19 protein-coding genes and 1 tRNA gene are annotated in these 18,902 nt (G+C 69.3%); 7 read left to right on the top strand and 13 right to left on the bottom strand.

Features of this window, described 5'->3' with window-relative positions:
- The first annotated feature begins 193 nt into the window (after positions 1-193).
- Positions 194-1,201: a hybrid sensor histidine kinase/response regulator gene (locus tag D7X30_RS26330; RefSeq protein WP_120565728.1), complete on the top strand. Its 1,008-nt coding sequence runs from the start codon at positions 194-196 to the stop codon at positions 1,199-1,201.
- Positions 1,202-1,205: 4 nt separating this feature from the next.
- On the opposite strand, the gene D7X30_RS26325 is transcribed toward D7X30_RS26330, so the two are convergent.
- Positions 1,206-2,243 (bottom strand): agmatinase family protein, encoded by a 1,038-nt coding sequence (locus tag D7X30_RS26325; RefSeq protein ID WP_120565727.1) that lies wholly within the window; start codon positions 2,241-2,243, stop codon positions 1,206-1,208.
- 77 nt (positions 2,244-2,320) lie between these two features.
- Between D7X30_RS26325 and D7X30_RS26320 the strand changes: the two genes are divergently transcribed.
- Positions 2,321-2,749, top strand: coding sequence for an MmcQ/YjbR family DNA-binding protein (locus tag D7X30_RS26320; protein ID WP_120565726.1), 429 nt, complete (start codon positions 2,321-2,323; stop codon positions 2,747-2,749).
- A gap of 5 nt (positions 2,750-2,754) precedes the next feature.
- Here D7X30_RS26320 and D7X30_RS26315 read toward each other — a convergent pair whose 3' ends face one another.
- Entirely contained in the window at positions 2,755-3,744 is a 990-nt protein-coding gene (locus D7X30_RS26315) for an NAD(P)H-quinone oxidoreductase (RefSeq protein ID WP_120565725.1), read from the bottom strand.
- Positions 3,745-3,780: 36 nt separating this feature from the next.
- The gene (locus D7X30_RS26310) at positions 3,781-4,782 is read right to left on the bottom strand and encodes a magnesium transporter (RefSeq protein WP_120565724.1); all 1,002 of its coding nucleotides are present in this window, start codon (positions 4,780-4,782) and stop codon (positions 3,781-3,783) included.
- Between the two features lie 52 nt (positions 4,783-4,834).
- Between D7X30_RS26310 and D7X30_RS26305 the strand changes: the two genes are divergently transcribed.
- A complete protein-coding gene (locus D7X30_RS26305; RefSeq protein WP_014396283.1) occupies positions 4,835-5,041 on the top strand; it encodes a DNA gyrase inhibitor YacG in 207 nt (68 codons plus the stop codon).
- A 155-nt stretch (positions 5,042-5,196) separates the two neighbouring features.
- Positions 5,197-6,270, top strand: coding sequence for a lysylphosphatidylglycerol synthase transmembrane domain-containing protein (locus D7X30_RS26300; protein WP_120565723.1), 1,074 nt, complete (start codon positions 5,197-5,199; stop codon positions 6,268-6,270).
- Between the two features lie 13 nt (positions 6,271-6,283).
- Here the strand turns inward: D7X30_RS26300 and D7X30_RS26295 are convergent, their stop codons facing one another.
- Both D7X30_RS26295 and D7X30_RS26290 read right to left on the bottom strand, forming a co-directional pair.
- On the bottom strand, positions 6,284-6,757 hold the full coding sequence (locus D7X30_RS26295; protein WP_120565722.1) for a hypothetical protein: 474 nt from the start codon (positions 6,755-6,757) through the stop codon (positions 6,284-6,286).
- Positions 6,758-6,922: 165 nt separating this feature from the next.
- A complete protein-coding gene (locus D7X30_RS26290; RefSeq protein ID WP_120565721.1) occupies positions 6,923-7,177 on the bottom strand; it encodes a ribbon-helix-helix domain-containing protein in 255 nt (84 codons plus the stop codon).
- Positions 7,178-7,546: 369 nt separating this feature from the next.
- Here D7X30_RS26290 and D7X30_RS26285 point away from each other — a divergent pair, with 369 nt between their 5' ends.
- Positions 7,547-8,113, top strand: coding sequence for a TMEM165/GDT1 family protein (locus tag D7X30_RS26285; RefSeq protein WP_120565720.1), 567 nt, complete (start codon positions 7,547-7,549; stop codon positions 8,111-8,113).
- Between the two features lie 52 nt (positions 8,114-8,165).
- Here the strand turns inward: D7X30_RS26285 and D7X30_RS26280 are convergent, their stop codons facing one another.
- Positions 8,166-9,209 (bottom strand): NAD(P)-dependent alcohol dehydrogenase, encoded by a 1,044-nt coding sequence (locus D7X30_RS26280; RefSeq protein WP_120565719.1) that lies wholly within the window; start codon positions 9,207-9,209, stop codon positions 8,166-8,168.
- 119 nt (positions 9,210-9,328) lie between these two features.
- On the opposite strand from D7X30_RS26280, the gene D7X30_RS26275 reads away from it, so the two are divergent.
- Positions 9,329-9,826, top strand: coding sequence for a DUF1579 domain-containing protein (locus D7X30_RS26275; RefSeq protein WP_120565718.1), 498 nt, complete (start codon positions 9,329-9,331; stop codon positions 9,824-9,826).
- Here the strand turns inward: D7X30_RS26275 and D7X30_RS26270 are convergent.
- The 5 genes from D7X30_RS26270 to D7X30_RS26250 all read right to left on the bottom strand — a co-directional run bounded on the left by D7X30_RS26270 (position 9,808) and on the right by D7X30_RS26250 (position 16,122).
- On the bottom strand, positions 9,808-10,374 hold the full coding sequence (locus D7X30_RS26270; protein ID WP_120565717.1) for a bifunctional 2-polyprenyl-6-hydroxyphenol methylase/3-demethylubiquinol 3-O-methyltransferase UbiG: 567 nt from the start codon (positions 10,372-10,374) through the stop codon (positions 9,808-9,810). The genes D7X30_RS26275 and D7X30_RS26270 overlap by 19 nt on opposite strands.
- Positions 10,375-10,385: 11 nt before the next feature.
- A complete protein-coding gene (locus tag D7X30_RS26265) occupies positions 10,386-11,201 on the bottom strand; it encodes an isocitrate lyase/phosphoenolpyruvate mutase family protein (RefSeq protein ID WP_120565716.1) in 816 nt (271 codons plus the stop codon).
- Positions 11,202-11,233: 32 nt separating this feature from the next.
- A complete protein-coding gene (gene ogt / locus D7X30_RS26260; protein WP_199724552.1) occupies positions 11,234-11,755 on the bottom strand; it encodes a methylated-DNA--[protein]-cysteine S-methyltransferase in 522 nt (173 codons plus the stop codon).
- A complete protein-coding gene (locus D7X30_RS26255) occupies positions 11,748-13,247 on the bottom strand; it encodes an AlkA N-terminal domain-containing protein (RefSeq protein WP_120565715.1) in 1,500 nt (499 codons plus the stop codon). Before D7X30_RS26255 ends, ogt begins: the two co-directional genes overlap by 8 nt.
- A gap of 166 nt (positions 13,248-13,413) precedes the next feature.
- Positions 13,414-16,122, bottom strand: a complete 2,709-nt coding sequence (locus D7X30_RS26250) for a hypothetical protein (protein WP_120565714.1) — start codon at positions 16,120-16,122, stop codon at positions 13,414-13,416.
- Positions 16,123-16,217: 95 nt separating this feature from the next.
- Between D7X30_RS26250 and D7X30_RS43845 the strand changes: the two genes are divergently transcribed.
- Complete coding sequence (locus D7X30_RS43845) at positions 16,218-16,688, top strand: DUF4145 domain-containing protein (RefSeq protein ID WP_120565713.1); 471 nt, start codon at positions 16,218-16,220, stop codon at positions 16,686-16,688.
- Between the two features lie 60 nt (positions 16,689-16,748).
- Here the strand turns inward: D7X30_RS43845 and D7X30_RS26240 are convergent.
- A tRNA-Ile gene (locus D7X30_RS26240) sits at positions 16,749-16,822 on the bottom strand.
- Between the two features lie 143 nt (positions 16,823-16,965).
- Positions 16,966-18,309 (bottom strand): hypothetical protein, encoded by a 1,344-nt coding sequence (locus D7X30_RS26235; protein WP_147443310.1) that lies wholly within the window; start codon positions 18,307-18,309, stop codon positions 16,966-16,968.
- Positions 18,310-18,902 lie beyond the last annotated feature (593 nt).

Genomic DNA, 18,902 nt, shown 5'->3' with positions numbered 1-18,902 from the left:
AGCCATTCCCTGGGTGTCTGGAAGCGGCGTCCGGCTCTTCATAGACCAGATGCCGCAGCCGTGATCGAACGCACTTTCAGGCAGAACGTCCTTGCCCTGGGCCGATTGCGGCGTTGGGGGAGCAAGGGCAGCCCTGGGAGTCCCGGCGCGGCGTGTTGCTGGCTGCCCGCGGGGGCCTTGGGAGCGGTTGCGCATGAGTCTCGTCCTGGTCGCGGATGACGAACCCGCCGTGCTGGAAGTCCTGAGTCAGGTGATTGAGGACCTGGGGCACGACGTGGTGCGCGCGCGGGATGGCGAGGAGGCGCTGGCGCTTGCCCGGGCCCACCGTCCGCGGCTGGTGGTGACGGACCACATGATGCCGCGCATGAGCGGCATGGAGCTGTGCAGCCGGCTGAAGCAGGAGCCGGGCCTGCGCGAGGTGCCCATCATCCTGCTGAGCGCCGTGCTCCAGCAGGGCTCGCCGGATGCGTCCGCGTTCCTCAACAAGCCCTTTGAGATCACCGACTTCGAGACGCTGGTCCACGACGTGCTGGAGAAGGCCCCCGCCGCGCCCCCGGAGCCCACCACGCCCGTGGAGGCGCTGAGCCGGTGGGTGGCGCAGTCGCTCCAGGGCCCGCTGGAGGCCGCGAGGGATCAACTGCGCACGCTTCGAGACCTGCCCCCACCGGGCAAGGGCGCGGTGGAGGCGCTGGGCGCGCAGCTCCAGTCGCTGGAGCGGATGGGCCGCTACCTCCAGGACGCCGCCCGTCTGAGCGCGGGCAGCGTGACGTTGCGGCCGGTGGAGGGCGACCTGCGCCAGCCGCTGGAGGCCTCCGTCGCGCGCTGCCGCACCACGGGGCCGGGCGTGCCGGTGGAGGTGACGGTGCCCCCGGAGGCGGTGGGCCTTCGCTTCGACCCGGAGCGCCTGGAGCAGGTGTTCGACGTGCTCCTGTCGAACGCGGCCCGGCAGGGCGGGGTGCGCGTGGAACTGGAGGCGTCCGCGGAGCAGGTGCTGGTGCGCGTGAGCGACCCGGGGCCGGGCATCCCGGATGCGGAGCTGCCCCGGCTGTTCCAGCCCTTCCCGGAGGGCCCCGCGCGGGGAGATGCGCTGGGGCTCTACGTGGCCTCGGAGCTGGCGAAGCTGCACGGCGGCGCGCTCTCCGCCGAGTCGCGCCCCGGGCAGGGCGCGACGTTCAGCGTGTCATTGCCGCGCGTGGCCTGACGCCTCAGGCCTTCTGCGACTTCAGCATCCAGCCGATCATCTTGTAGAGCAGGCGGGCGCCCACGTTGGCGTCCCACTCGCTGCCCTCCGGGTCGGGGGCCACTTCGGTGAGGTCGAAGCCGACGATGGTGCGGCCCGAGCGCACGACGCCCGCGACGAGCGCGATGGCCTCCGGGAAGGACAGGCCGCCGGGGACGGGCGTGCCGGTGTTCGGGCACAGCACGGGGTCCAGGCCGTCGATGTCGAAGGACAGGTAGACCTGCTGCGGCAGCTTGTCGACGATCTGCTTCACCTGCTGGTTCCAGGGCAGGCCGTCGAAGCGGTTCTGCTGGAGGACGGCGTCGTAGAAGGCGTGGATGCGGCCGCCGGAGTCCTCGATGTAGCGGTGCTCGTTCTCGCTCATGTCGCGCAGGCCCACCTGGACCAGCGTCTTCACGCCCGGGATGCGCTCGCACACGTTGTAGAAGATGGACGCGTGCGACCAGGTGAAGCCCTCGTACGCGACGCGCAGGTCGGCGTGCGCGTCCAGGTGCAGCACGCCCATGCCGGGGTACTTCTCCGCGTGGGCCTGGACGATGCCGAAGGAGATGGCGTGATCGCCTCCCACGGCGGCCACGAGCTTGCCCTGCTCAATCCACTGCTTCGCGGTGCGGTAGACGTGGTCGTTGAGCTTCTCGCTGAAGCCGTTCACGTCCTTGGCGGCGAGGAGCAGCTCGGCCTCGCCGGAGTCGATGCCGCCGGCCTCGATGACGAGCTGGGCGCGCTCCTTTGCGCGCTCGTTCCACTCGTGCAGCTCAGCGGGGGCCTCCAGCATGGCGATGCCGCGCTCGTAGGGCCGGCCGGTCTCCACGTCGAAGAGGTCCACCTGCTTGCTGGCCTCCAGCAGAGCGGCGGGGCCGTTGGACGTGCCGCCGCCGTAGCTGGTGGTGGCCTCGAAGGGCACGGGGATGACGACGACGTGGGCGTCGTCGGGAGAGTGGGGGAGGCCGAAGATGCCGGAGCCCGGCTGCGCGGCGGCGGCGGGGTCGAAGTGGGTAGCCATGGCGGCGCAGGATACGGTTCCGCATCCGGGGCGCAATGGCTTCGGTGGTGCCTGGCGGCAGGGCAGGGAGGAAACGGATGGCGACGCGGAAGAAGACGGTGGCGAAGCGCAAGGGACGGCTCACGGTGGACGACGTGCGCGAAATGGCGCTGGCCCTGCCGTCGACGGAGGAGCGCCCCTCCTACGGAACGCCCGGGTTCCGGGTGAGCGACAAGCTCTTCGCCCGGGTGCTGGATGACGACTCCATCGTCATCCAGGTGGATTTCGACCACCGCGAGGCCCTGCTGGATTCCAAGCCAGACATGTTCAAAGTGACGCCGCACTACCAGGACTGGCCCATGGTCATCGTGCGTCTGAGGACCGTGAATCGGCGCCTGCTGGAGGTCCTGCTCAAGGAGGCCTGGCGCAGGTGCGCTTCCGCCAAAGTGCTCAAGGCGGAGGAGCCCGCTGTGACTGCTCCCAAGCGAGCGGTGAAGAAGGCTCCCGCCCGAAAGCGGAGCGTGTAGCGGCTTCAGTCCCAGCGAACGACGATCTTGCCCACGGTGCTGTTGCCCGCCATCCGCTCCAGCCCGGAGCGGAGCTCCGTCATGGGCAACACGGCATCCACCACGGCCTTCAGCGCCCCGGAGTCGAACAGGGGCAACAGCTGCCGCTCCGCCACCTGCGTGAGCAGCATCTTCTCCTCCGCGGGCCGGCTGCGGAGCACCGTCCCCTTGAGCGTGAGCCGCTTGCGCATCACCGGCCCCAGGTCCAGCTCCGCTCGCGCGCCCGCCACCGAGCCCACCTGCATCAGCCTCCCGCGGGGCGCCATGGCCTTCACGGACTCCGGCAGGTAGGCGCCGCCCACCAGGTCCAGGCACACGTCCGCGCCCCGGCCTTCGGTCGCCTTCAGTACGGCATCCGCGAACACCGGCGGGTTGCTCTCACACAGCACCGTGTGGCCCACGCCCCATTCGGAGGCCCGCGCCAGCTTCTCCGCGCTCCGCCCCGTGCCCACCACCCGCACGCCCATGGCCCGGCAGAGCAGCGCCGCGGCGGAGCCCACGCCGCTCGCCACCGCGTGCACCAGCACCGTCTCCCCGGGCCTCAGGTCCGCCTGGAGCACCAGCGCGTCGTACGCCGTGAGGTACGCCTCCGGCAGCGCCGCCGCGTCCGCGAAGTCCAGCCCGCGAGGCATGCGCAGCACCTCGCGCTCGTGCGTGGTGAGCACCTCGCTCCACGCGCCGCCACCCACCAGCCCCATCACCCGGTCGCCTGGCTGGAACTTGCGCGCGCGCGGGCCCACCGCCACCACCTCGCCCGCGTACTCCAGGCCCGGCACATCCTGGGGTACGTCGGGCGGCGGCGGATAGGCACCCCGTACCTGGAGCAGGTCCGCCCGGTTCAGCGCGCTCGCCCGCACCCGCACCTGCACGTCGTAGGGCCCCGGCACCGGCTCCGGCCGCTCGTCGAACGCGAGGACCTCCGGACCGCCCGGCTTCGTGATGCGCACGACCTTCATGACCTGCCCCCTTCCACGTGAAAACCTGCCACACCGTTACAACAACAGCCGCGTCACCAATCCGAAGTACGCCAGCAGCGTCACGTTGTCGGACACCGCCAGCACCAGCGGCGCCGACGCCAGATGCGGATCCACCTTCAACCGCTTGAAGAGGAACGGCAGCACGCCGCCCAGGCACGACGCCAGCGTGGCGGACACCGTCACCGCCACGAACAGCGCCAGGGGAAAGCCGAACCCCGGCGAATAGACGCGCCCCAGGAGCGCCACCACCGCCGCCGCCATCAACCCGGCCAGGCTCGCGGCCAGCACCTCGCGCGCCACCACCTTCCGGTCCACCTCTCCGTGCGTCACCATCGACGCGGCCACCGCCGTCGTCTGCACGCCCAGGCTCTCCGACAGCACCAGCACCATGGGGATGAAGGCGCTCACCACCACCAGCTCCGCCACCGTGCGCTCGAACAGCCGCGTCGTCGTGGCCGCCAGGAACCCGCCGCCGATGTTCACGAGCAGCCACGGGAAGCGCTTGAGCGCCATGCGCCCGGGCCGCGTCTCGCGCGCCTCGCCCTTGGGCAGGCCCACGAAGCGGTAGACCTCGTCGCGCACGCGGCCCTCCACCTCGTCGAAGAGCGTGTCGGAGAACGCGTCCACGAACTGGTTCATCTCCACCACGCCCACGATGCGCTCTTCCGCGTCCACCACCGGAAACGCCAGGAAGCGGTAGGTGACAAAGAAGTCCTCCACCAGCGCGTCGGAGGCGTCCACCGGCAGCTTCACCACCCGCGTGAACATCAGCGACGCGATGCGCTCGTCGGGCGCCGCGCGGATCAGCTTGCGGATGGGCACCACGCCCACCAGCCGGCCGGCCGGGTCGCACGCGTAGCAGTAGAAGATCTCCCCCGTGCCGGGGTGGGCGCGCAGCTTCTCCAGCGCCTGGGCGACCGTGTCCTCCACGCCCACGGCGGTGAAGTCCCGGGACAGCCGGTCGCCCTGCAACAGCGTGTGAGCGGTCTCCGGAGGCATCTGCACGGGGCCGGGCACGAAACGTCCTGGCCCGCCGGAGCGTCAAGGCTTATCTAGGACTCCATCCGCCATGCCACTCGCGCCGTGTCCCATCTGTCAGAAGCCCGTGCCTCCGCGTCCGGAGAACACCTCCCATCCCTTCTGCTCCCGCCGCTGCCGCGCCGTCGACCTGGGCCGTTGGCTGGGTGAGGAGTACCGCGTGCCCGACCGTCAGGCCGAGCAGCAGGAGGACGAGCTCCCCTCCGACGGCGAGCCGCGCCGCCACCACGACGCCTAGCCGTTGCCGGCGTCCGAAGCTGGAAGATTCCCGGACCGCGCGAACGACAGGGCAGGGGAGCGTGCCACCGGAAGGCCCGCGCCCGTGCGCCCCGGAGGGCAGGGGGCGGGCGTGCCGCTGGAGTCGCGGGGAGAGTGACGCTATACCCGCCTGCCGTGAAACGCGCCGTCAACCTCATCGCCAGCCTGCTCGTCACCGTTGCCTTCATGTGGTGGGCCTTCCGGGACACGGACCTGTCCACGCAGGTCGCCAGCCTCAAGGCGGCCAACTACGCGTGGATCTTGCCGTACTGCGTGTGCCTCACCTTCGTGCACATCTTCCGCACGTTGCGCTGGGGTGCGTTGCTGTCCGGCCTGGAGCGCGTCCCGTTCCGCAAGCTGAACGAAGCGTCCGGCATCGGCTTCATGATGCTGCTGGTGCTGCCGTTCCGGCTGGGTGAGTTCGCGCGGCCCTTCCTCATCGCCCAGCGCAGCTCCATCCGCCGCAGCGCGGCCATGACGTCCGTGGTGCTGGAGCGCATCGTGGATGGCCTCTTCGTCGCTGCGCTGTTCCGGGTGCTGCTCTTCTTCGTCCCGACGGAGACCCCCGAGGTCCGGTACGTGAAGCTGGGCGCGTGGCTGATGTTCGCCGTGTTCGGTGGCGGCCTGATGTTCCTGCTGCTGGGCCTGTGGCAGCAGGAGCGCACGGTGCGACTGGTGCGCGCCACCGTGGGCCGCTTCTCGCCGGGCATCGCGGACAAGGTGGCGGACGTCGTGGACACCTTCGTGGGGGCCATGCGGCAGCTCCCCGACCGCAAGCACATCGCCCTCTTCTTCCTCTACACGGTCGCCTACTGGGGCGTGAACGGCCTGGGCATGGCGCTGCTCGCGCGCGCCTTCGACTGCTCCGGCGCGGCGGCGGGCACGGCCTGCGAGCCCATGAACCTGACGCTGTTCCAGTCCTACATCGTGATGTGCGTGCTGGTGGTGGGCGTGATGATCCCCGCCGCGCCCGGGATGATGGGCACCTTCCAGGCCGCCACCAAGGTGGGCCTGGGGTTGTTCATGCCCGCCGCGATGGTGAACGCGCACGGGCTCGCCTACGCGAACGTGCTGTGGATGTGCCAGACGTTCCAGCAGATCGCCTTCGGCCTCATCCTGCTGTCCATCAGCCACATGTCCTTCCGTGAGCTGGCGGGGAAGATGAAGAAGGACGACGACACCTCGGTCACCCGCTCGTCGGTGGCCTGAAGCCCGTCCGGCGCTACGGGGCGGGCTGGGTGGCCTGCCCGCCGTCGGTCGGTGGCGGGGACGCGGGAGGCACCTGCTGGGCGCGCACGCTGTTCCTCACCTGATCGGTGACGGCGGCGGGGTCCACGGTGCCCTTGAACGTGCCGAAGGGCGTCTCGATGCTCTGCTCGCGCTTGCCGTCGGTGCCCGGCGGACCGCACCAGGCCTTGGCGGCGTCCTTCAGCGAACCCACGGGCGTGCGCACCGCAGTGCGAGTCTCGGTGGTGGACTTGGCCACCAGCACGTGGTCGCGCATCAGCACGCAGTGGTCCTCGTCGAAGTACCAGGCCGCCGAGCCGTCCGCGAACTCCTGCGCCCGCTCCGGCCCCCTGCCCATGGTGTCCGCCACCTGGGCGGCCGTCATGCCGGGGTAGAGCTTCTCGAAGCCGGGGGTGGCGCAGCCGGTGGCGGCCAGCGCGAGCAGTGCGGACAGCAGGGAGGGACGCATCCGGGGCGCGACTCCTGGAAGGAGAGGCGAACAACCCTAGCGTGTTCCTCCCGGACCGCTCCAGGTGGGCCTGGAGGCGATGACGGGAGGATTACAGCTCCTGCTCCAGCCAGCGCCACAGCCGCTCACTCAGCAGGCGGGCGCGGCGGCGGAGCAGGGGGCCGCTCACGACTGGCCCTCTGTCTTGGCGGGGATGCGGCCGTACTTGGACAGCAGGTCCTCCACGGCTTCACGCAGGTACTCGCTCTGGTGGATGCGGGTGCGCCGCGCCAGTTCGCGCAGCTTGTGCACCTGCTCCTCGGGAACGAGGACGTGGGTGGAGACGATGTCGGCCTCGGGGCTTCGGACCTCACCGGGTTCCACCGCGGACGGGGACGACGGAGCGTCGGGGCTCAGCGGGCTGGCGCTTCCATCCTGCATCGGGCTTCCTCCAGGAATGCTGCTACAGGCCGCTACCGACCTGGCGTGGGCATTAGGGGGCCGGCCTCTCGTGCCGTCAAAAAAAGGAACACGCGACGGGCCGGGTTGACTTGGAACCCGGTGCGCTGTTACTCGCGCATCCACGTAAGGGGAGTAGTTCCCGCCCGGCAGCGAGGGGCGGAGGGGCGCTCGACACACTGGCTGGTGACAGCCCGGGCCCCCATCTCGTGAAGCGCGCGAGACGAACGAGACCTTCGGACAGGGATTCAACGCTCCCTGGCCGAGGTCCGTCGTGCGCGCTCCTCCCTGAAGCGCTCCACCCCACGACATCCTCCGCGCCAGGAACTGGGATGGGGTGCCATCGTGTCTTTGGAAGCCATTGTCGGATCATTCGTCCTCGTCGCCGCCAGTGAGATGGGGGACAAGACGCAGCTGCTGGCGTTCTCGCTGGCGTCCAGGTTCCGCAAGCCGTGGGTGGTGCTGGGCGGCATCTTCGTGGCCACGGTGGCCAACCACGCGCTGGCGTCGTCGGTGGGCACGTGGGTGTCCACGCACGTCCCCGCGCGGGTGATGGCGCTGGTCCTGGCGGTGTTGTTCCTGGGCTTCGGCCTGTGGACGCTCAAGCCCGACACGCTGGATGAAGACGGCGGAAAGCCTCCGCGCTTCGGCGCCTTCCTCACCACGGTGGCGCTCTTCTTCATGGCGGAGATGGGGGACAAGACGCAGCTGGCCACCATGGCGGTGGCCGCGCGCTACCAGGCGCCGGTGCTGGTGACGCTGGGCACGACGGCGGGGATGCTGGTGTCGGACGGCCTCGCGGTGTTCCTGGGCGACCGGCTGTCCGGGCGGGTGAACATGAAGTACGTGCGCTGGGTGACCGCCGCGCTCTTCTTCCTCTTCGGCCTCGTGTCGCTCTGGACGGCCTGGCGCGGCTGAGGCTTCACGAAGGGCCCCGGCGTGCAGGGACGCCGGGGCTTCGCGGTGAGGACTACTTCAGGCTCGCCGTGTCGATGACGAAGCGGTAGCGCACGTCGTTCTTGAGCATGCGCTCGTAGGCGTCGTTGATCTTCTGGATGGGGATGACCTCCACGTCGGAGGCGACGTGGTGCTTCGCGCAGAAGTCGAGCATCTCCTGCGTCTCACGGATGCCGCCAATCATGGAGCCGCCCAGTTTGAGCCGGCGGGGGATGAGTGAGAAGGCCGCCAGCGGCGTGGGAGTCTCCGGCGCGCCGACGATGATCATCGTGCCGTCCGTCTTCAGCAGGCTCAGGTAGGCGTTGTAGTCATGCTGGGCGGAGACGGTGTCCAGGATGAAGTCGAAGGACCGCCGCAGCTTCTTGAACGTCGCCTTGTCGGACGTGGCCTCGAAGTGCGTGGCGCCCAGGGCGAGCGCGTCGTCGCGCTTGGACGGCGAGGTGCTCAGCACCGTCACCTCCGCGCCCATCGCCTTGGCCAGCTTCACGGCCATGTGGCCCAGGCCGCCCAGGCCCACGACGGCCAGCTTGCTGCCGGCCTTCACGCCGTAATAGCGCAGCGGCGAGTACGTGGTGATGCCCGCGCACAAGAGCGGCGCGGCGCGGTCCAGGGGGATGCCCTCCGGGATACGCACCACGTACTTCGCGTCCACGGTGATGTGCGTGGAGTAGCCGCCGTAGGTGGGCTGGCCGTCGTATTCACGGCCGTTGTAGGTGTTCACCGCGCCGCGGTCGCAGTACTGCTCGTCGCCCGCGAGGCACTGGGGGCACTCGCGGCACGAGTCCACGAAGCAGCCCACGCCCACGGCGTCACCCACCTTGAACGTGGTGACGGCGCTGCCCACCTGGGACACCTTGCCGACGATCTCGTGGCCCGGGACCATGGGGAAGAGGGCGCCGCCCCACTCGTCGCGGGCCTGATGGATGTCCGAGTGGCACACGCCGCAGTACTGGATGTCGATGAGCACGTCCTGGGGGCGCGGCTCACGGCGCTCCACGGTGAAGGGGCCGAGCGCGGCCTTCGCGGTGGGGGCGGCATAGGCAGGGGTCGTGGGCAAGGAAGGCTCCTGATGGGAAACGAAGTAGGGGCGGCAATCTAACGACGCCGGGGCCATCGTGCCGGGGAACATCGGGAGAAGTGGACCTGCCCGGGGGGCATCCGGGAGACTCCGCGCCCATGAGCCAGGAACGTCTGCAGCAATCCCTGTCCGCGGGTCCCCATCACCTCCTCTCCCGCCTGGTCGGCACGTGGGAGGGCGTCGCGCGCACGTGGTTCCAGCCCGACAAGGTGGAAGATGAGTCGCCCATCTCCGGCACCTTCCGGAGCGTGCTCGACGGCCGCTACGTGGTGCACGAGTACACGTCTGCCTTTGGGGGCAAGCCGCTGTCCGGGATCGCGACGCTGGGCTACCACCTGGACGGGCGGCAGTTCACCATGTCGTGGGTGGACACCTTCCACGTCGGCACGGACATCATGGCGCTGCAGGGGGAGGCCGGGGTGAGCGACCGCATCTCCGTCACCGGCAGCTACTCCACGGGTGAGCAGTCGCCCCGCTGGGGCTGGCGCGTGGACCTCGAGTTGACGGGTCCGGATGCGCTGGTCATCACGCACTTCAACATCGAGCCGGGAGCGGCACCGCAGAGAGCCATTGAGATTCAGTACAAGCGGCGCTGAGCCAGGATGCGCGCCTCGTGACGTCCGGCGTCCGTCCAGTCCTCGGTGAATGAGAGGGATTGGAGCCCCTGGAGCAGGGTGGGCAGTTCACCCTCCTCCAGGAGGAAGCGCGCGGACGGGTGCGGATGGCGTTGCAGGTTGCGCCGGGTGGGCTGGGCGAAGACAAACAACCCGCCCGGTGCAAGGAGCTTCGGCACAGCGGCCAGGAGCGGCCGCCAGAGGTAGTTCAAGCACACGACCAGATCGAACGGACCGGGAGGCAATGCATCTGTTTCCAGGTCCAGGCGCAGGCGCGTGAGGGACACGCCCGCGTCGCGCGCCAGGGTTTCCGCCTGCGCCAGCGCCACGTCGGAGATGTCCACCAGGGTGACGTCCAGCCCGCGTCGCGCGAGCCAGCACGCGTCGTGTCCCGCGCCGCCGGCCAGGTCGAGCGCCCGGCCCTTTCGGGGCAGCCGGTCCTCGAGCGAGCGGAGGAATGCGGACGGCTCCCGCGGCGCGGTGGCCTGCTGGTACTTGTCGTTCCAGCGCTGGCGATCCTCCTGGGACATGGCTTGGGTTCCTACTTCCGGGTCATCAGCGCGTTGAGGGTCGGGTAGCTGGCGGCGGCTTCGAACAGGCTCGCGGAGTGTCCCTCGCGGAGGAAGGCGGAGGCGAGCGCCCCGGCCCGGCCCCAGATGGCCTCCGGGATGGCGGAGCCGGAGCTGAGCCGCCGCACCCCCAGCCGCTGCAGCTCCGCCGGGGCGGGGAGGTCCTGCCGCGCGAGCACGTTCACGGGCAGCGAGGTGCCCCGGGTGATGGCCTGGATTTCTGCCGCGTCCGTGATGCCCGCGGCGAAGAGGCCATCCGCGCCGGCCTGCTGGTAGCGGGCAGCACGGGCCAGGGTCTCCTCCACGCGGCGCTCGGGCGGCACGAGCTTGCGAAGGTAGACGTCCGTGCGCGCGTTGACGAAGACGTCCACGCCCAGCCGCGCGCCGGCCTGCTTCACGCGTTCAATCTTCGCGGCGAGCAGCTCCGGAGGACCGCTGCCGTCCTCCAGGTTGCAGCCCACGGCGCCCTCGGACAGGAGGCGGGCCACGTTCTCCGCGGCGGTGGCCGGGTCGTCGGAGTAGCCCGCTTCGGCGTCCACGGTGAGGGGGACCTGGATGGCGCGGGCGATGGTACGAACCGTGTGGACGAGCGCGTCCACGGGCAGCGCATTGCCGTCCGCGTAGCCCAGGGCCCAGGCGATGCCGGCGCTGGTGGTGGCGATGGCCTTCGCGCCCAGGCTCTCGAAGAGGCGGGCGCTGCCGGCGTCCCAGACATTCGGGAGCACGAGCAGGTCAGGGCCCTGGTGCAGCGCGCGGAAGGTGGGGGCGGTGTCGGGACGGGCGGTCATGCGTGGGGGCTCCGGTGACGGGTGAGAGGGATTCAGGCGTGGGTCTGCTCATGGTCGAGCAGCCAGCGCTTGCGTTCCAGGCCTCCTGCATAACCTGTGAGCGAGGCATTGGCACCGACAACGCGGTGGCACGGGACGACGATGCTGATGGGATTGGCGCCATTGGCCAGGCCCACGGCGCGGATGGCCTTGGGACGTCCGATGCGTTCGGCGAGCCGGCCGTAGGTTGTCGTCGTTCCCACGGGAATCTCGCGGAGGGCGCGCCAGACCTCGCGCTGGAAGGGCGTGCCGCCGGTCTCCACGGGGAGGGAGGCGATGGCGCCCAGGTCTCCGCGCAGATACGCCTGGAGCGCGGAGGTGCGGCCGGCGGGGTCGCGCGCGGTTTCGAGGACGCAGCCGTTCTCGCCGTAGTGCAGGCGCAGGAGCCGGTGCATGCGGGCCTCGTAGCCTTCCCAGTCCAGCGCGCGCAGGCGGCCTTCCTCATCACAGACGAGGAGCGCCACTCCGGCGGGGGTGGGCGTGGAATCGATGAAGAAGCGCAGACGGTCAGGCATGGGTTTTCCGGCGGGAAGGGGTGAGGGCCGCCGCGGTCCAGAGGTGCTGGGCGGCATATGCGCGCCACGGGCTCCAGGCTTCGGCGCGCCGCAGGAGTGCTTCGGGCGTGGGACGTGGGCCTCCGCCTTCCGTCGCGGCGCGAAGCAGGGCGACGTCGGAGGCGGGAAAGGCATCCGTCTCGCGGACGGCGCGGAGGGCGATGTACTGGGCGGTCCACTCGCCAATGCCGGGCAGGCGCGTGAAGCGGGCGACGGTGTCCGCGAGTGACGGGCCGGGCTGGAACAGCGAGGGATCCGCCGCGACAGCCGCGGCGAGCTGGGAGATCGCCCGGGCTCGGGCGGCCGGCATGCCCAGGCCGGTGAGGTCCGCTGATGCGAGGGTTTCGGGGCGGGGGAAGGCGCGCTGGAGCCGGGCATCGCCGGTGAGCGCCGGGTCCAGGCTTTCGCCATGCATGGCGAGGAGCCTCTGTCCCAGCTGCCGCGCGGCGACGGTCGTCACCTGCTGGCCCAGGATGGCGCGGACCGCCAGCTCGAAGCCATCCCAGCCGCCCGGGGCGCGAAGGCCGGGACGCGCGTCGAGCAGGGGCGCGAGCAGGACATCCGTCGACAGGTGGGCACGGATGGCCTCCACGTCCGCGCCCACGTCGAAGACGCGCCGGACCTGGGCGACGACGGAGGGCAGCATCCGCACATCGCTGACACGCAGGGTGGCGCGCAGGGCGTCGAGCCCCGGTGCGGGCGACACCTCCACGGCGCCCTGGCCCCAGGCGTTCGTGAACGTCCGCAGATAGCGGCCGGGCTCGACGTGCTCCATGCCGGTGAATGCGCGGGCCGTCAGCCAGGCCTCCATCGCGTCCCAGTCGTAGGGCGGCCGGTAGGGGATGAGAAGCGTCACCTCGGGACCGGCGGACGTCACTGGCGCCGCCCGGGAACGGCGGAGGGTGCCCGGAGGCCGGCCGTAGAGCGACTGGAAGACGGCGTTGAAGCGCCGCACGCTGCCGAAGCCGGACGCGAGGGCGACCTCGGCCATGGGCAGGGAGGTCTCGTGGATGAGCTGACGGGCGAATAGCACGCGGCGCGTCTGCGCCACGGCGACCGGTGATGCGCCCAGGTGTTGTTGAAAGAGCCGTCGCAGCTGCCGGTCCCCCACGCCGAGCCTGTCAGCCAGCACCTCGACGCTGGCCTCGTCGGCATCCAGCAGGCCGTCCGCGATGAGCGCCAGTGCGCGCGAGACGGTGACGGAGGTGCCGCGCCAGGGCGCGAGTGAGGGCGAGGCCTCGGGCCGGCAGCGGAGGCAGGGCCGGAAGCCTGCTTCCTGGGCCGCCGCGGCAGTGGGGTAGAAGGTGCAGTTCTCGAAGCGGGGCGCGCGGGCCGGGCAGATGGGGCGGCAGTAGATGCGCGTCGTCTTCACGGCGGTGAAGAACCGCCCGTCGAAGCGGGAGTCCCGCGTCGTCAACGCGCGGTAGCAGGCGGTGGGGTCCAGGCCGTCCATGGGGTGAAGGTCACACGGCGGACCCTGGATGTCTGGCCGTTTTCGGACGTGGACGTGCTTTGTTGGATGGTACGGGTACTTGATGTGAAGAGCCGACCTGGTTTCGGGGGCAGTGGTCCGGCATTCAACCATCCTGATTTATGGGGCGCCCGGGGGGAGTCGAGCCTTACGCCGCAGTGAGGCGCTCAAGCACTTCCCATGCCTGTTCCCAGCCGGGTGCCCTTCGCGCAACGCTTTCGTATGCCCATGCCACCAGCAGGGCGCGCGGAACATCTTGTCGAGACAGTCCGGCCGCCACGCGATGGATGACCTCGGCACTCTGGGCCTCCGGCGGTGACCACGCGAGGTCGATCGCCTCCCTCCAGCGTCCCTCGTCTATGAGCAGGCTGATGTCCTGCGGAACTTCGGCTGGAATCCGCAGCCAGAGCTGATTGCGCGGCTCGTGGTCATAGGCAGTGAACACACCATTCGTGAGTGCCTCGCGTAAGATGTCGGAAGGGACTCTGCGCCAGAAGGATGCAGTGCGGAAGAGATGGTCCATCAAGTTCCCCGTCTGGGCCCGGGAGCGGAACAAGACACGCCAGTGCTCCGGCTGGAAGTAGTTGAAGGCTGTGCGCCGGTTGGTCAGGACTCCAGGAAAAAGGGTGATAAGTGGAGTGATGGCCTCGATTGGCAGCGCCCCCCACAAGGCAGGCGTCCAGGGCTGTTCTGGCCAGAAGAGTTGAGGCATCTCCTTTGACTCTGGCCCCAGTGCGTCAAGCCACACCTTCCAAATCACTCTGGCCATGGCGTCCCAACTGGCACCCCGGCGTTCAACGTACTCGGGCATCAGCCGGAGCACTTGTTGGACATGCAGTTCGTCGCGAAGATGCTCCCACGCGAGCCTGCCCGCCTGGAATTGCTGAAGGAGCCACTCCGGAAGCTGAAGCCAGCTGATTGGCTCGGTGGTCGTGCGAATCGGGCCGAGTCCATGGAGCAGGCGGCCGCCGAGTTCGAGCGCCCCGAGTTGCCTGTGTTTCGCAAGGCCATCCGGATCCAGTCCAACGTGCGTGATTTCCCTCAGTAGGTTTTGGAGGCACTCCGGGGACATGTCTCCGCGCCATGGAGCCACCCGGGAGGCGCTCGCGGGGAGCTGTGGCGCGAGCGTTTCCGCGAGTGCGAAGGCGGCGAGGTACCATGTCCCTCGAGCCAGCAGGGGCCACCGGGTGCTCCAGGCAGGCTCGTAGCCGACACGAGGAACTGGGTGGTCGTCCCATCGCTCGACGAGCAAGGGAAGTTGCTGGTGAAGCACTTCCAATCGCAGTGACTCCGGTACCTCTCCGCCTTCGATGAGCGTGATACCCAGTGCGCGCAAGGCGCCCTCCAGCGCCGCGACCCACTCTGGCCTTCGGGGCTCGGGAGCGGCCAGCAGTGCCTGGATGGGCGTGTAGTCACCCCGATGGCAGCGTGCCACCAGGTGCTCCAGCACGATGGCCGCACCGTGCTGGTGCAGCAGGGCGGTTCCCCATGCGCTCGGGCCTTCGTCCAGCAAGTGGTTGCCCGTGGTTTCAACCAACGCGGCGAGAAACCACCGGGGGCGTAGCGTGAAGTGTTGGGACGCCTCCGCCCGGAGCATCTTCAGCTCCTTCAGCACCTGCACCGTGCGAAACACATTGGGTGGCAACTCGCTCGCGGCCCGCTTCAGTTCCTCCGCGGCTTTCGGCCCCAAGCTGCCCCGTGTACGCAATGATTCCACCCAGTGGAGGTCCATCGCATCCGGGCGCGCATCCGCCAGCGAGTACCACTCGTCCAGGGTCCTTGGGGCCCTCCAGTCCCGGGCGCTCCGCATGAGCAGCCCACGCGCCAGTCGCAGCAAGCCCTTCCAGAGATCGTCTCGCTGGACTTCGGCATCGAGGAGCTCGATGCGTCGCAGGCGCATTCGAAGGAAGAGCCGGGCCAACCCCGCGAGGTCCGTGGCCTGGTCCAGTGGACGCTTCACGCGCGCGGAGCGCCGACCGCCAAACTCGGCGAACAGTCCGATAAAGCCCAGTGCTGCGCCAAACCCATCGATCAAGCCCAGCTTGAGAGGGGTCGCCTGAAGCCAGTGCAGGCATTCCTCAGGGTTGAAGGCACTCTCGCCTGGGAGCCGGCCTGCGGCCCAATACACCAACGAACCCAACCAGGACTGCAAGGGCTCGGGCTCTGCCAGCGACCAGCCGGAAATGGGAGGCGGGGTGTGGAACGGGAACTCCATTTCAGGATCGAGTGGGGGGCGGGGAGGCGACTCGTCCGAGGCGATGCAGATGGCGAGGTTGGCGGGAGGCTCCACCGGTGGAGGAGCCGTCTGGGCCGAGTGCGTCAACTCGACGAAGACCGCGCCACGCGCTGGAAGTCGCTGTTCAGCCTCGGCCCATGTCTCCGCGGTGATGACCGTGGCGAGCCCACGTGCTTCGAGCCACCTGCCCACGAGGCTGCGGCCCGAGCCACTTGGGGCCTGCCACCAGCGCGGCCAGGTCCGCGGGTCCATCGCTTCCGCCGGAATCCCCGGCGGGAGGGGCTCGCGCCGCAAGTCGAACGGCGCATCCAGGTCCCACAGCGTGAGGCGCACCTCGGTGATTCGCGCGGGCTCGTGGGCCCCGCTTTTCAGGTGTTCCTCCAGATCCTCAGGCGCCAGTTCCAGTACATCTGCCAGGGCCCTCCGCGCTGCCGGCCGGGAATCGAGCCACTCCACCCCGCCCGTCTTGTCGAGCCTTCCCAGGTAGATGGCCAGGGTGGCCAGATGATTGAGGCCCTCCTCCTGCCTCCAATGACGGGACTTCAGCATCCGGCGCGCAACCTCGCGGTCCGAACCCGGCTTCATCCCCAGCTCTTCCACCCGCACGCGGAGCCAACCCATGGCTGCAATCTATCCAATTGCGGTGCAATTGCAGCGTGCCTGGACGTAGACGACGGCCCTGCGGATGATTTCGCTTGGAGTCACGGGAGGTTCACATGACCGGAAGCATCCGTCGCAGACAGCTCCGCAGCTCTCGGAACTGGCGCAGGCCGCGCTGGCTCCGCGCTCTGCCGCCAGCGTTCCAGCACATCCTCCGCGAGGTCTACGACGCCCTTGAACACGACGCTCGGGCTCTACCTGCCATGGGCATCCGAACGCTGATTGACCAGTTCGCCACGAGCGTCGTGGGGGACCTCGGGCCCTTTCAAAGAAAGCTGGAGGTGCTCCAGCACGAGGGCATCCTCGGGGAGGAGGACAGGAAGCGACTGTCCGTGGTTATCGACGCAGGGAGCGCCGCTGCCCACCGGGGGCTCCGCCCTACGCCGACGGCTCTGCGTTACATGATGGAGAGCGTCGAGCATCTGCTCTGGGGACAGTTCGCCTGCCGGGCCTCCACCCGGAAACTGCGCAGCGCCATTCCTCGACGAAGACGGGGTCGTCGGCCGCGTCGCTCTTCCAGCCCGTGAGCGAAGGCCCAAAGAAAAAGCCCCGGAATCACTTGGGAAAGTGACTCCGGGGCTGCTTGATGGCCAGGGTCAGACTTGAACTGACTACCTGCGGATTATGAGACCGCCGCTCTAACCAGGTGAGCTACCTGGCCGTGAAGCCCCGCCCGTATACCGGGCCAGGGCCGTGACCGCAAGAACTTCGGACGGGGTGCCCGGGCCCTTCCTGACAGGGCTGCGGGAGGGGGGCGCCTTCCGACTTTCGCCCCTGGACCGGCTGCCTGCTTGGGCGACAGGGCTACTGGTAGCGCGCGACCCAGAGGGTGTCGCCATCCGCGGCTGTCTCAATCCACACCGCCGTTGCATGCCCATTCAGGTCGATGGCCCCCGTGATGGCGCCCACGACAGCTCCCGGCGCGGACCGCAGGGGTTCCGGGGCCCGGAAGTTGCCAGGGGCATATTGGTAGCTCGCCCAGGCCGTGTGGTCGGACTGTGCCCAGAAGGCGACCTGGTCACCGGCCGGGTCGGAGGCGAGCACGGGATATCCGCCCAGCACGGTGCCTCCGAGCCGCGGGTTGTTCGGGTCGACGCTGCGGTCGAAGCGCGGGCGGATGTCCCATTCCTCCTTCGACGCGAGGTACACGCGTCCCTCGGCGGCCCCGGTGAGGGGCGGGGGGTGGGGGAGGTACAGCCAGCCGGCCAGCGCATCGCCGGTGTTCGTCGCGATGACGATGGACGGGTTGAACATGCCTCCGTAATCGGAGATGTGCGAGTCGATGCGCTCGGCGGGCTGCCATGTGTTGCTCTCACGGTCGTAGCGGCGTGCGTCGATTCCCTGCATCAGTTTGCCGGTCAGCGTCGCGACGTGCTGGGGCCAGACGGCGAGCGCGTTGCCCGCCGCGTCCATGGCGATGGCGGGCGTCGTGGCCGCGCCGTAGTTCGACCGGCTCAGGATGGAATCGCCACACCACTGGAACTTGTCGGCGTTGTACGCGCTGCCATGAATGGCCTGGGTCCCCCGGGCGTCCGCCTGCTGCCATTGCACGAGCGCGCTGCCGTTCGCGTCGAGCGCGGCGGCGGGCCAGAGAGACGGGGTGTCACGCGCCGTGTTGAGGGGCACCGGCGGCTGGACCCACCGGTTGCTGGCCGCCCCATAGCGCATGGCCATCACCCGGTGCTCAACGGGTTTGCACAGCGTCTTGCAGAGCGTTGTCCAGACGAAGACCGCGTCGCCCGTGGGGGACATGGCCAGACGCATGGTGGGGATGTCGTCAACGGGGAACGTGAGCTGTAGCGCGAGGCTCCACTGGCCCGTCGCCGCTGAAAAGTGGCTCGCGAAGAAGGTGTTGCCCGCCGGGGTCTGCTGGAGCCAGACCGCCATGGCATTTCCCTGCTCATCCGCGGCCAGACTGCTCCGCAGAAGGTTGCCGGGTTGGGATTGGAGCGGCTGCTCGGGCGTCCATGTATCGGACGTGGCGGTATAGCGGCTGGCGTAGAGCGCCGTGTAGTCGTGGGGCGCGTTCTGGGTCGTGACATGCGCGAAGATGGCGAAGGCGCTCCCGGATGGGCCCGCCGCCACGCGCGTGTGCTCCCACGAAAGCGACGGCCCGGTGGAGAGCCGCTGGGGCTTGCTCCAGCTCATGATGCTCGCAGCCCCCGCGATCGGATTCCGCGGGGAGGGGGCCGCCCCCAGGGTGCAAACCGCGCAGCCGAACTCACACAGGAGCAGTCCCATCACGAACAGCGAGACGCAACGGAAATGGAGGCTCATGTATCTCCGGGCTCATCTGTTCGCGGTGGGAGGCGCCGCGCACGCTTGCCCCCTCTCTGGACAGCGCCTGGATCTATTCCCTGTCCCCCTGGCGGGTCAGTGTCCGCAAGTCCCTTCCGTGCGATCAGAATGCGACGGCTGACGCAGGGAACCGCTTAATCTCCACCGAGAATGAAGAGCCTGGAACGGTGGAGACAGAAGGTCCGGCAGCTCAAGACGGAGGTGGCGGCGCTCTTCATCGCGGCCCGGCATCCTGGAGTCCCTGTACCGCACCGGATTGTTGAGACACCAGGTTGGTTGTAATCAGGCCGCCTGCTTCGACTGCATCAGCGCTCGCCGGGCCTGACTCGGCGAGCGGAAATGGTGGCGCTCCAGCAGCCAGTGCTCGTTGTACCGGTGGGCCCACTCCAGCAGCGCCTGTCGGAGTGCCTCCACGGTGGAGAAGGTGCGTACCCAGAGCAGTT

Origin of the sequence: Corallococcus sp. AB011P (assembly GCF_003611605.1) — a bacterium.
Taxonomy (GTDB): domain Bacteria; phylum Myxococcota; class Myxococcia; order Myxococcales; family Myxococcaceae; genus Corallococcus; species Corallococcus coralloides.
This window is presented reverse-complemented; position numbering and strand designations above follow the sequence as displayed.